The 11,586-nt window shown below is 63.5% G+C and carries 11 protein-coding genes; 7 read left to right on the top strand and 4 right to left on the bottom strand.

What is annotated here, in order from left to right; all coding sequences use genetic code 11:
* Nucleotides 1-5 precede the first annotated feature (5 nt).
* Complete coding sequence (locus HZZ16_RS12490; protein WP_197948748.1) at nucleotides 6-569, top strand: flavin reductase family protein; 564 nt, start codon at nucleotides 6-8, stop codon at nucleotides 567-569.
* A 7-nt stretch (nucleotides 570-576) separates the two neighbouring features.
* Here the strand turns inward: HZZ16_RS12490 and HZZ16_RS12485 are convergent, their stop codons facing one another.
* Nucleotides 577-1,428, bottom strand: a complete 852-nt coding sequence (locus tag HZZ16_RS12485) for an NAD(P)-dependent oxidoreductase (protein ID WP_311974128.1) — start codon at nucleotides 1,426-1,428, stop codon at nucleotides 577-579.
* A 225-nt stretch (nucleotides 1,429-1,653) separates the two neighbouring features.
* Between HZZ16_RS12485 and HZZ16_RS12480 the strand changes: the two genes are divergently transcribed.
* The 6 genes from HZZ16_RS12480 to HZZ16_RS12455 all read left to right on the top strand — a co-directional run bounded on the left by HZZ16_RS12480 (nucleotide 1,654) and on the right by HZZ16_RS12455 (nucleotide 7,972).
* Complete coding sequence (locus tag HZZ16_RS12480) at nucleotides 1,654-2,637, top strand: ABC transporter substrate-binding protein (RefSeq protein ID WP_197948747.1); 984 nt, start codon at nucleotides 1,654-1,656, stop codon at nucleotides 2,635-2,637.
* Between the two features lie 75 nt (nucleotides 2,638-2,712).
* On the top strand, nucleotides 2,713-4,407 hold the full coding sequence (ilvD, locus tag HZZ16_RS12475) for a dihydroxy-acid dehydratase (RefSeq protein ID WP_197948746.1): 1,695 nt from the start codon (nucleotides 2,713-2,715) through the stop codon (nucleotides 4,405-4,407).
* A gap of 94 nt (nucleotides 4,408-4,501) precedes the next feature.
* The gene (locus HZZ16_RS12470; protein WP_197948745.1) at nucleotides 4,502-5,347 is read left to right on the top strand and encodes an ABC transporter ATP-binding protein; all 846 of its coding nucleotides are present in this window, start codon (nucleotides 4,502-4,504) and stop codon (nucleotides 5,345-5,347) included.
* Nucleotides 5,344-6,129, top strand: coding sequence for an ABC transporter permease (locus HZZ16_RS12465; protein ID WP_197948744.1), 786 nt, complete (start codon nucleotides 5,344-5,346; stop codon nucleotides 6,127-6,129). Before HZZ16_RS12470 ends, HZZ16_RS12465 begins: the two co-directional genes overlap by 4 nt.
* Entirely contained in the window at nucleotides 6,126-6,893 is a 768-nt protein-coding gene (locus HZZ16_RS12460; protein WP_376707564.1) for an ABC transporter permease, read from the top strand. Before HZZ16_RS12465 ends, HZZ16_RS12460 begins: the two co-directional genes overlap by 4 nt.
* Nucleotides 6,894-6,925: 32 nt before the next feature.
* Complete coding sequence (locus tag HZZ16_RS12455; RefSeq protein ID WP_197948743.1) at nucleotides 6,926-7,972, top strand: 2,5-dihydroxypyridine 5,6-dioxygenase NicX family protein; 1,047 nt, start codon at nucleotides 6,926-6,928, stop codon at nucleotides 7,970-7,972.
* Here the strand turns inward: HZZ16_RS12455 and HZZ16_RS12450 are convergent.
* From HZZ16_RS12450 to HZZ16_RS12440, 3 genes are read right to left on the bottom strand one after another with little or no spacing between them, the layout of a single operon-like run.
* Complete coding sequence (locus HZZ16_RS12450) at nucleotides 7,969-8,961, bottom strand: 3-hydroxybutyryl-CoA dehydrogenase (protein WP_197948742.1); 993 nt, start codon at nucleotides 8,959-8,961, stop codon at nucleotides 7,969-7,971. The two genes, HZZ16_RS12455 and HZZ16_RS12450, sit on opposite strands and share 4 nt — an antisense overlap.
* Before the next feature lie 3 nt (nucleotides 8,962-8,964).
* Nucleotides 8,965-10,053, bottom strand: a complete 1,089-nt coding sequence (locus HZZ16_RS12445; RefSeq protein ID WP_197948741.1) for an NAD/NADP-dependent octopine/nopaline dehydrogenase family protein — start codon at nucleotides 10,051-10,053, stop codon at nucleotides 8,965-8,967.
* The gene (locus tag HZZ16_RS12440) at nucleotides 10,050-11,585 is read right to left on the bottom strand and encodes a class I adenylate-forming enzyme family protein (RefSeq protein WP_197948740.1); all 1,536 of its coding nucleotides are present in this window, start codon (nucleotides 11,583-11,585) and stop codon (nucleotides 10,050-10,052) included. The genes HZZ16_RS12445 and HZZ16_RS12440 overlap by 4 nt, the downstream gene beginning before the upstream one ends.
* Nucleotide 11,586: the final 1 nt, after the last annotated feature.

The following is an 11,586-nucleotide window of genomic DNA, read 5'->3' as shown; positions in this document are numbered from 1 at the left end:
GGCCGATGAATGACCTGCCGAAGCAGCCTCGCGCTCCGGATCCCGCCAACGAGTTCGCGAGCGACAGCTCGCAGATCGATCCTCGAGACTTTCGCAACGCGCTCGGAACCTATGCAACCGGCGTGACGATCATCACCGCGGCAGCGCCCGACGGCAGGCCGTACGGGCTGACATGCAATTCTTTCGCCTCGGTCTCGCTGAATCCCCCGCTGGTTCTGTGGAGTCTCGTCGTCTATTCCTCGAGTTTGACCGTCTTCCAGAACGCCAGCCATTTCTGCGTCAACGTTCTCGACGCTTCGCAACAGGCGCTTGCGAACAAATTCGCCAAGTCGTCGGACGACAAGTTCACCGGCGTCGACTGGACCCCTGGCCTCGGCAACGCGCCAGTGCTCGCCGAGAGCGTCGCCAACTTTCAATGCCGCTCCGTGAATCGCTATTATGGCGGTGACCACGTGATCTTTCTCGGCGCGGTCGAGGCATATACCTACAATGCGAAGGAGCCGCTGCTCTTTGCGCGAGGGGCGTTCGGTCGCTTCATGGCCGACGATGAGCGCAAGAACTTGCCGTAACGCGCCCCTATACAGCTTTGCACTCTGCCGCCGAAAGTTTGTAAATCTCCAGCGCGTCCGCGTCCGCACCTCGTGCGGCCTTAGCCAGCCTGAAAAGCTGTCCGGCAAGCGCGGCCATCGGCACCGGCGTCGAGGTTGCCTGTGCAACATCGGCCACCGTATCAAGGTCCTTGAGCATCGTGGCGATGTGGCCGAGCGGCGGGGTGTGAATGCCCTTGACCATCCGCGGCACGAACAGCTGGAGTGGGATGGAATCCGCAAAGCCGCCGGCGAGCGCTTCGGGCAGTCGGTTGGCGTCAATTCCGGAGTTCACGGCAAGGCGGGTTGCTTCCGCGAGCACTGCCATCGCGCACCCGACGATCACCTGGTTGCACAGCTTTGTGGTCTGGCCGGCGCCGATCGGGCCCATATGCGTAAACCTGCGCGCCATGGCCAGCACGTAGGGCCGCACCCTCTCGATGTCGCCGGCTGCTCCGCCCGCCATGATGGCGAGCGTGCCTTCCTCGGCGCCCTTGGTGCCCCCGGACACCGGCGCATCGATCCAGCCCGCACCGTTCGCGTCGTTCAATCGCGTTGCGAGGTCGCGCGCCGCATCTGGATGGATTGACGAGAAGTCGACCACAAGCTTGCCCGCGCCAGGGGCGGCTGCCAGACCTTCGGCCCCGAAGATTACCTCCTCCACCGCCGCCGCATCCGTCACGCACATGAAGACGATATCCGAGCTCGCCAGGAGCTCTCGGGGCGTGACCACGTGCTTGGCGCCAGCCTCGACGAGCGGCGCCACCTTGCCCTCTGAGCGATTCCAGACAGCGACCGGATAGCCGGCCTTCAGCAGGCGTCGGGTCATCGGCGTTCCCATGAGTCCCAGGCCGAGATAGCCGAGCTTCTCGGTGCTTGCGGGTTTGCCTTGCTGTCGTCAGCCATAGGTTGCCTCCTTCTGTCGCAGACGCCGCTTTACCATACATTGCCTAACTACCGGCAAGACCGCCCACCCCGCATGGCTTGCCTGATTGTTTGAACCATGAAACATTTGAGGCGGTCGGGTTGGGGGCGCCGGTCGGCGCCGGAGCAGCGGAGTGGCACGATGCGAACCGTTTCGAAGTGGATCCTGGCTTTGGGGGCGGCAGCCGCCGTCAGCGCGGGCGCAAGCCCGTCATGGGGGCAACAGACGATCCGCGTCGGCTGGACCATCCCCGCGGAAGAGTCCAAGTACTGGATGATGCGCAGGCCGGCCGAATTTCCCAATCTCGGCAAGGCCTACAACATCGAATGGACCCAATTCCAGGGCACCGCGCCGATGACGCAGGCCCTGGCGGCCGGTGCACTGGACTGCGCGACGCAGGCGCCGCTCTCGCTCTCCAACGGTGTCGTCGGCGGCAATCTCAAGGCTTATATCGTGGCGCAACACGTTTTCGAGATGCCCGGCGGCTTCTCGGTCTACTGGGCCGTCATGGATGACTCGCCCATCAAGACAATCGCGGATCTCAAGGGCAAGACGGTCGGCATTTCCGTGATCGGTGGCGGCACGCAAGGGCCGTTCAATCTGCTCTTGAAGCAGAATGGCGTCGATCCGGCCAAGGACATCAAGCTGGTCGAGGTCGGCTTTGCCGTCTCCGAGGACGCGCTGCGCCAAGGCCGCGTCGACGCGGTCAACATGAACCAGCCGTTTGCTGCGCGCGCGGAGGCAAAGGGCGGCACAAGGAAGCTGTTCTCGCTCTCCCAGGCCATGCCGAACATCGTGCACATCCTGGAAGCCTGCCGTGCCGATTTCGTCGACAAGAATCCCGAGTTGGTCAAGGCCTATGTCCGCGATATTACCTCGGGCATGAAGAAAGCACTCGCGAACCGCGAGGAGACTCTCAAGGTCGTCAATGAAGTGCTGAAAGCGCCCATCCCGGTGCTCGAGACCTACCTGCTCAAGGACAATGATTTCGGCCGCGACCCAGGCGCAGCGCCGAACTTCCCGGCGATCCAGAAGATGCTGGATATCTATGCGGAGACAGGAATGCTGCCGAAGCTGGATGTCGCACAGTTCAAGCATCCGACGATCGTCGCGCCGCTGCAATAGAAACGGAGCGAATTGCCGAACGTTACATAGTGGCATTCCGGATCATCCGGAACGCTGCATGAAGAAGATGCATAAATGAAGAAGTTGCGATCACGGGTCACCACGGACGGCCTCGACCGAGCGCCGCATCGTGCATTCATGCGCGCCATGGGGCTCGACGACGCTGCGATTGCGAAGCCGATGGTGGGCATCGTCAGCATGAAGGGCGAGCAGACGCCCTGCAACATGACCCACGACTTCCAGGTAGCTGCAGCGAAGACTGGAATCGAGGAGGCCGGCGGTACACCGCGTGAGTTCTCGACGGTTTCGGTGTCCGACGGCATCAGCATGAATCATGAGGGGATGAAGTTCTCCCTGTTCTCGCGGGAGCTGATCGCCGATTCGATCGAAGCCGTGGTCCATGGGCTGGCCTACGACGCGCTGATCGGCTACGGCGGATGCGACAAGACGCTTCCTGGCGTGATCATGGGCATGGTCCGCTGCAACGTGCCCTCCATTTTCATCTATGGCGGCAGCTCGCTGCCGGGCCGCGTGGATGGACGGACGCTGACGGTGCTCGATTCCTATGAGGCGGTCGGCAGCTTCATGACTGGCGAGATCGACGGCGCCACCCTCGAGCGGATCGAGCGCGCGTGTTTGCCCACGATCGGTGCGTGCGCCGGCCAGTTCACCGCGAACACCATGGGAATGGTCTCCGAGGCGATGGGGTTGACCATTCCCAACGTCTCGATGGTGCCCGGTGTTTATGCGGAGCGTGCGCAGATTTCGCGACGCGCCGGCCGACTGATCATGGAGATGCTGGACCGCGGCGGGCCGCTGCCGCGCGATATCGTGACGCGGAAATCCCTGGAGAACGGAGCGGCGATCGTGGCGGCGACGGGCGGCTCGACCAACGCCGCGCTGCACCTGCCGGCGATCGCGAATGAGGCCGGGATTGCATTCAGCATCGATGACGTGGGTGAGGTCTTTGCCAGGACGCCGTTGATCGGCAATCTGCGCCCTGGAGGTAAGTATACGGCGAAGGATGTCTACGATATCGGCGGCGCTGCGGTCATCATTCGCGAGCTGATCCAGAGCGGTCATATCGATGGCGCCTGCTTGTCCATCACCGGCCGCACGCTTGCCGAAGAGTATGGTGCGGCCGACGCGCCCGACGGAGAGGTCGTGTACGCGGCTCGCGCGCCGATCATGCCTGACGGCGGCGTCGCGGTGCTGAAGGGCAACCTCTGTCCCGATGGAGCAGTGATCAAGGTCGCGGGTTTGAAGAGCCAGTTCTTCGAAGGCGTGGCGCGTGTTTTCGAGGATGAAGAAGCCTGCGTCGCTGCTGTTCGTGACCGCAATTACAAGGCAGGCGAGGTGCTCGTGATCCGCAATGAGGGGCCGGTCGGCGGACCCGGCATGCGTGAGATGCTCGGCGTCACCGCGCTGATCTATGGGCAGGGCATGGGTGAAAAAGTGGCGCTGATCACCGATGGCCGGTTCTCCGGCGCGACCCGCGGGATGTGCATCGGCTACGTGTCCCCCGAGGCATTTGTTGGCGGTCCGCTGGCGCTCGTCCGCAATGGTGACCGGATTCGGATTGACGCCGCAAATAGGCGGATGGATATCCTGCTCGAGGAACAGGAGCTCGCCGCGCGGCGACGCGATTGGAAGCCCCGCCCGCCACGCCACCGTGCAGGTGCGCTGGCAAAATACGCGCGGCTGGTTGGGCAGGCGCCGGGCGGAGCCGTGACGCATGAGGGTCCGGCAGAATGGCCGTGGTTCGAATGACGCACCGCACGGGTGCGAAAATGACAGCCTTTCTGGCAGGCTTCTTGCTAAGCTCGTGCCGCTGAATCCTCGTGCGAGTGGGACGGAAGACGGGATGACGGTACTATCCGCGAGATCGAGCGAATGGGTGAGACCGGTGACGCAACAAGGCCCGGCTTCCGCAATCATCGAGATCGACCGCGTCTCGCAGGTCTTTCAGACCTCGGCACGCAAAGATCATGTTGCTCTGTCGGATATCTCGCTGAGGATCGAGGAGAGAGCTTTCGTCTCCATCCTTGGCCCGTCCGGCTGCGGCAAGTCGACACTCCTCTACATCGTCGGCGGCTTCGTCAGTCCAACCAGCGGCGCGGCGAAGATGAAGGGACAGGCGATCAAGGGCCCCGGTCCGGATCGCGGACCGGTTTTCCAGGAGTTTGCGCTGTTTCCCTGGAAGACCGTGCTCGGCAACGTGATGTATGGGCCGCGTCAGCAAGGGATTCGCGCCGCCGAGGCCGAAGCGCAGAGCCGGGCCTTGATCGAGATGGTCGGCCTCAAGGGCTACGAGAACTTCTATCCCAAGGAGCTGTCGGGCGGCATGAAGCAGCGCGTGGCGCTGGCGCGGACGCTTGCCTACCATCCCGAAGTGCTGCTGATGGACGAGCCGTTCGGGGCACTCGACGCTCACACCAGGACGCGCCTGCAGAACGATCTTCTGAATATCTGGGAGCGTGACCGTAAGACGGTGCTGTTCGTCACCCATTCGGTCGATGAAGCCGTCTTCCTCTCGGACAAGGTCGTCATGATGTCGAAATCGCCCGGCCGAATCCGGCAGGTCATCGACATCGACCTGCCGCGCCCCCGCCGCCGTAACGAGCTGTTGCTCGACACGCGTTACCAGAAGTACGTCGTCGATATCGAGCGCATGTTCGACGAGAGCGACGATGGGGGCGTGCCCGCATGACGTCGTCGGCCGGCATGACCAAGCGCGCTGCCCCGGTGCTCGCCTGCATTGGATTGCTGGTGGTGTGGCAGGTCGCGTCACTGGCGCTGAAGAATGACAGCTTTCCGACTGCGATCGGAGCGATCAGAGCGATTCCGGACATCCTTGGCGACAAGGAATCCCTGATCAATATTCTGGCCTCGCTCCGGCGCATGACGATGGGATTTGGCGCGGCCGTGCTGGTGTCGATTCCGCTTGGCCTCTTGATGGGACGTAGCGCCGCAGTTGCGGCCTTCTTCAATCCGCTCCTGATGGTGATCTATCCGGTGCCGAAAGCGGCCTTGATGCCGATCATCATGCTGTGGCTCGGCGTCGGCGACATCACGAAGACGCTCGTGATCTTCCTCGGCGTCAGCCTGCCCGTGATTTATCACAGCTTCGAAGGCGCCAAGGCGGTCGAAGAGAAGATGCTGTGGTCGGGCGCCGCGATGGGGCTGTCGCCGATGCAGCGTCTGGTGCGTATCGTGCTGCCGGCGGCGCTGCCGGAAATTCTGACGGGGTGTCGTACAGGGTTGGTGCTGGCACTGATTACGATGATCACCAGCGAGATGATTGCCCGTCAGTCCGGTGCCGGGAACATCCTATTCAACGCGCTCGACATGGGCCAATACGACACAGTCTTTGCGATGATCATCATCGTGGGGGCGATGGGTATTTGCCTCGACGCGATCTTTGAGCGGGTCCGCGCCAGGCTAGTGCGCTGGTCCGAGCCGCAGTTCGATATGCCGCTGAGCTTCTCATGATGTCGCGCCAGTTCCCCTCTAACCTTGTGCTCGGGATCGCGCCGATCGCGCTGATCATCGCCTTGTGGCAAGGCTTGGTGTCGTTCGGCTTTGCGCCCGCGGTCTTGCTGCCGCCGCCTGGCTTCGTCTTCAGCCGGCTACTTCAACAGTTCGTGACATTGACGTTTCAGCAGGAGATCGCGGCAACGCTGATCCGCTTGTTTGCCGGGTTCGCGATTGCGGTCGTGCTTGGTGTGAGCATCGGTATCGCGGCTGCCGCCAGTCCCGCGATCAACGCCGTGGTTCGGCCGATCGTTCGTGTACTGGCCCCACTGCCCAAGGTTGCGCTCTATCCGGCGCTCCTGCTTTTGCTCGGGTTCGGTCACGGATCGAAGGTCACATTGGTGGCTGCGGACGCGCTCTTTCCCATTTTGCTCTCCACCTATTACGGCGCCTCGACCGTCGAGCAGAAGCTCATCTGGTCGGCCATGGCGGCAGGAACGCCGCGCCATGAAATCCTCTTGAAGGTGGTGCTGCCGGCAGCGATGCCGTCGATCCTGACCGGATGCCGGATCGGCCTCGTCATTTCGTGCATCGTGGTGTTTCTGGCCGAGATGATCACGTCGACGGACGGACTGGGGCACGCACTCGTGACAGCGGCCCGAACCTTTCAGGCCGTGGACATGTTCGTGCCGCTGATCACGATCTCGCTGCTGGGCTTGATCCTGAACGGCCTGCTGGGAGCCGCGCGCTCGTACTTGCTCCGGGGCTTTCCCGAAGCGTAACTAACAAGAATCCTGAAGACCGGGAGAGAACCATGCTGGCTGATCGCATCGAGGCAAAATGGATCGACGCATTCTGCGAGATCTTTGAGCGATGCGCGGTCAAGGCCGGCGATACTGCAGCGATCCTCTCGGAAACCCAGTCGCGCGCGCTGAACGTGCATCTCGCGGAGCTGGCCCTGCTGCGGATGGGGGCGCGGCCGTTTCATGTGGTGATGCCGACACCGCGTAACCGGCATGTCGTTCCGGTCCGCTCAACCGGGGCGAGCGAGGCGATCAAAAAGCTTGGTCCAGTCATCACGGCGCTTCAGCAGGCCGGCTTCGTGGTGGATTGCACCATCGAAGGACTGATGCATGCGGTCGAGACGCCGGAGATCCTCAAAGCCGGCGCGCGGATCCTGGTGATTTCCAACGAACATCCCGAGGCGCTGGAGCGGATGGTGCCGGATTCCGCGCTCGAGAAACGGGTTCGTGCCGCGGCCAAGATGCTGCGCGGAACGAAGCGCATGCGTGTCACCTCGAAGGCCGGCACGGCGCTCGACGTGGACATGGTCGGCGCGTCGACGGTCGGTGTGTGGGGCTGGACCGACAAGCCCGGCACGCTCGCGCATTGGCCCGGCGGCATCGTCGTCAGCTTCCCCAAGAGCGGGACCATCAATGGCACGCTGGTGATGGCGCCGGGCGACATCAACCTGACCTTCAAGCGCTACTTGACCTCGCCGGTGAAGATGACTCTGAAGGACGATTATGTCGTCGAGCTGGAAGGCGAGGGCACGGATGCCGCGATGATGCGCGCCTATCTCGCCGCCTGGGGCGATCGCGAAGCCTATGCCGTGTCGCATGTCGGCTTCGGCATGAATCCCGGTGCGCGCTATGAGGCGCTATCCATGTACGACCAGCGCGACACCAACGGGACCGAGATTCGCGCTGTTTCAGGCAACTTCCTGTTCTCGACCGGCGCGAACGAATTCGCCGGACGCTACACGGCCGGTCACTTCGATCTGCCGATGATGGGCACGACCATCGAGCTCGATGGCGTTCCCGTGGTCCGGGAGGGCGTGCTCCAGGACGTCTTTGGCTAGCTGCGGTCGAGCACCGGGGGGCGCGCCAGTCCGAAGTGCCGGAGCAGGTCGACCATCGCCTGAAGCCGTTTCGCGCGATAGGCGTCGACGTCGAGCCTGGAATAATCGAGAAAGCCTGCGCCCGTGCGCAGGCCGATCCGGCCCTCATGCATGTTGCGTGAAATGACGTCCGGCGCTCGATAGCGTTCGCTGCCGAGCGCGCCTTCCAGATACCTGCTTGCGTAGTAGAGGATGTCGCCGCCGCCCCAGTCGATGAATTCGAGCAGGCCGAGCACGGCGTAGCGGAAGCCGAAGCCGTAGCGGATCGCCTTGTCGATCTCTTCCGCGCTGGCAACGCCTTCTTCGACCATGCGAGCGGCCTCGTTCATCGCCAGCGCCTGGATGCGTGGAACGATGAAGCCCGGTGTGGCGGCACAGACCACCGGCACCTTCCCGATGCCTTCGAGCAGCGTCTTGACTTCGTCGATGACGGCCGGGTCCGTCGCCTTGCCGGGCGAAACCTCGACCAGCGGGATGAGATAGGCCGGGTTGAGCCAGTGCACATTGAGAAAGCGGCGCGGATTCTCGATCGCGCCCGAGAGATCGTCGACGAGGATGGTCGAGGTCGTCGACGCGATTATCGTGTCAGGGCCGATCTGCTTTGACGCCGTCCCCAGCACTTCGCGCTTGAGTTCGACGACTTCGGGAACGCCTTCGAAGACCATGCCGGCTTCGGCCAACGCTGCACCGCTTTCGTTCGCCGGCACCACCGAGACCCGCGCAATCAGCGGATCAACATCCGCCTCGGTCAGCAGCCCCAGCTTTGACAGGCTGGCGAAGGTCTTCCTGACTTCGCCGAGTGCGTCCGCCTCCAGCTTGACGAAGTCCGTCGCGGACCGAGCCTTGACGTCGATCATCGTGACCTTGTGCCCGGCGTAGGCGAAGGCGACGGCGATACCGCGCCCCATGCGTCCGGCCCCGAGACAGGCAATGTTGGCGCGACTGGTCATTGATCAGAATCCATTGCGGAGCAGCGTCTGCAATTCAGTCTTGCTGAGATCTCCGAGTCCCAGCGTCTGGAGCGTTCGGCCGCCTTGCGCAAAATCTTCGCCGCAGACAGCGCCGCCGATCGAGAGAAATGCTTTGGCCAGCGGCGTGGCTACGCCAGCCAGGCCCGCTACGGACACCAGCAGCGACAGCCCGAGCCGCAGATCCTCGCGCATGTAGCGGTGTTCGGTCAGCACGATTCGCTCTCGCCAGTCGCCGGAGTCGGTCAGACGGTCATGCGAACCGCGGCCATACATCCAGATCTCGCCCTCTCTCGCATAATGGTGAGCGAGCGGGAAATGTGGCGCGCCGTAGCCGAGCGCCTCGCGCACCCCGATCCGTTCCGCGTCGAGCGCGTCGGTGACCCGCCGGATCGCGGCTTGCGTGCCTTCCTTGTGAATGTCCCAGCGTTCGAAATGTTCGATCGGGCCGGCATTCATCACGATCAACGGCGGATGGATGATCGGGCCTGCGTTCATCAGTGCACCGGACAGCGCATCTCCGCACGGTTCGATGACGCCCGGGAAAGCGCGTCCGATGATTTCGAGCGCGTGCTGTGCTTGGTCGAGCGGGAACACGCCCACCGGAAGCCGCTTGGCGCGAATGATGATCGCGACCTCGAACGCTCCGTGCTTGCGGGTTAACCAGGGCAGCGTACCGGTCTCGGCAAAGCTCGCCTTGGCATGGTTGCCGGCATCTCGGGCCGCTTGGGCGAAGATCATCGAGCCGAACGTCGCCGGCGGCAGAAACACGACCTGACCGTCCCGCAAATGCGGCGCGAGCGCACGGGCGATATCCGGCTGAGCGAAGGCGGGTGCGGGGCACAGGATCAGCTCCGTGCCGTTGACAGCCTCGGCGATGTCGGTCGTGACCAGCGCGAGCTTCACGTCGTGACGGCCATTGTGATCCTTGACCAGGATGCGCGTTCCCGCGGCGCGCTGCGCCGCGACCTGATCGGGATCGCGGCGCCAAAGCCGCACCTCATGCCCCGACAGCGCAAAATCGCCCGCGGCCGCGAAAGAGCCGTTTCCCCCACCCAGAACTGCGATCTTCAAGATACTTCTCCTTGCGCGCGGGACTGCGCATCAAGTTGCTTCAGCAGGAAATGCTGGACCTTGCCCAGCGCCGTTCGCGGCAGATCGGTGACGAAGACGATCTCGCGCGGAACCTTGTAGCGTGCGAGCTGAGATTGAAGATGCGCCCTCAATTCGTCCGCTTCGAGCCGGCAGCCGGATCTCGCAATGACATAGGCGATCGGCACCTCGTCCCAGCGGGGGTCCGGCCGGCCGATCACCGCGCATTCGCTGACATCTGGATGTTCGAGCAGAACGCGCTCGACCTCGGCCGGGTAGACGTTTTCCCCGCCCGATATGATCAGGTTCTTCTTGCGGTCGCGGACCCAAAAATAGCCGTCGGCATCGCACAGGCCGATATCGCCGGTGCGATACCAGCCGTCGTGTAACGCATCGCGCGTTGCGGCCTCGTTGCCCCAATATTCGAAGAACACGTTGGGGCCGCGCACCGCGATTTCGCCCGGCGTGCCCGCGGGAAGTTCGTCGCCGGCCTGGTCGATCACCTTTGCCTCGCAGCACAGGCCGGCAAGGCCGGTCGATCCCGCGCGCGAAAGATCGCCGCCGAGCCGCGTGTAGACGGCGATCGGGCAGGTTTCGGTCGAGCCATAGACCTGAAGCACGGGCACATCGCGCGCGACGAAACGCTCGATCAGGTGCGGCGGCACGATGGTCGAGCCGGTGGCGACGGCCTTGAGGGATGAGAGATCAGCGGTCGCCCAGGTAGGATGCTCGCTCATCGCCTGGAGAATCGCAGGAACCAGCACCGTGAGCGTCGGTCGTTCCCGTTCAATAGCCGCAAGCGCGGCGTCCGGCGTGAAGCGCGCATGGACCGTGACGGTCGCGCCCAGCTGCAACGCCGGCGTGGTCTGGATGTTGAGGCCGCCGACGTGGAAGAATGGCAGTACGGTCAGCACGTGGTCGTCGGACGTCATGTTGTGCATGTGCTGGCTCATGACGCCGTTCCAGAACAACGCCTCCTGGCGCAGCACCGCGCCCTTTGGTCGTCCCGTCGTGCCTGATGTGTAGACGATGAGCAGCGGGCAGGAGAGGTCGGTGTGTGGATTTCGGCTCGTGCCGTGACCGCGGGCCAGCAAATCTTCGAATGTCGTGCCCCGAGGCGGCGTGAAGTCGAGGCCGACGATGGATGTCCCCACCGCGGTCTTCCCCAGTCCGGCAAGCACTCCGGAAAATGCCTGCTCTAACACCAGGACCTTGGCACCGGCATCTCCGAGAATGAACAGCTGCTCGGCGACGGCCAGCCGCCAATTCAGCGGCACCAGCATCGCGCCGAGCCGCGCGCAGGCGTAGAGCAGAACCAGATAGTCCGGCCGGTTCAGGCTTAGAATCGCGACACGGTCGCCACGGCCGACGCCGAGCTCCCGCTTCAAGGCTGTCGCGGTCCGTTCGATCCGTGCGGCGAATGCCGCGTAAGTCAGCCGCCTGCCCTCGAAGGCAATTGCCGTCTTGTCTGGCGCGAACGCCGCGTTGCGGTCGATCAGGCTACAGAGGTCCACG

The sequence above is a fragment of the Bradyrhizobium glycinis genome (assembly GCF_016031655.1).
Lineage (GTDB): Bacteria > Pseudomonadota > Alphaproteobacteria > Rhizobiales > Xanthobacteraceae > Bradyrhizobium > Bradyrhizobium glycinis.
This window is presented reverse-complemented; position numbering and strand designations above follow the sequence as displayed.

What these genes read in the sequence shown, in the direction of transcription:
- HZZ16_RS12485 (WP_311974128.1), bottom strand. Translation starts at nt 1,428, where the DNA reads ATGGGAACGCCGATGACCCGACGCCTGCTGAAGGCCGGCTATCCGGTC.
- HZZ16_RS12480 (WP_197948747.1), top strand. Translation starts at nt 1,654, where the DNA reads ATGCGAACCGTTTCGAAGTGGATCCTGGCTTTGGGGGCGGCAGCCGCC.
- HZZ16_RS12470 (WP_197948745.1), top strand. Translation starts at nt 4,502, where the DNA reads ATGACGGTACTATCCGCGAGATCGAGCGAATGGGTGAGACCGGTGACG.
- HZZ16_RS12465 (WP_197948744.1), top strand. Translation starts at nt 5,344, where the DNA reads ATGACGTCGTCGGCCGGCATGACCAAGCGCGCTGCCCCGGTGCTCGCC.
- HZZ16_RS12490 (WP_197948748.1), top strand. Translation starts at nt 6, where the DNA reads ATGAATGACCTGCCGAAGCAGCCTCGCGCTCCGGATCCCGCCAACGAG.
- HZZ16_RS12450 (WP_197948742.1), bottom strand. Translation starts at nt 8,961, where the DNA reads ATGACCAGTCGCGCCAACATTGCCTGTCTCGGGGCCGGACGCATGGGG.
- ilvD (WP_197948746.1), top strand. Translation starts at nt 2,713, where the DNA reads ATGAAGAAGTTGCGATCACGGGTCACCACGGACGGCCTCGACCGAGCG.
- HZZ16_RS12455 (WP_197948743.1), top strand. Translation starts at nt 6,926, where the DNA reads ATGCTGGCTGATCGCATCGAGGCAAAATGGATCGACGCATTCTGCGAG.
- HZZ16_RS12460 (WP_376707564.1), top strand. Translation starts at nt 6,126, where the DNA reads ATGATGTCGCGCCAGTTCCCCTCTAACCTTGTGCTCGGGATCGCGCCG.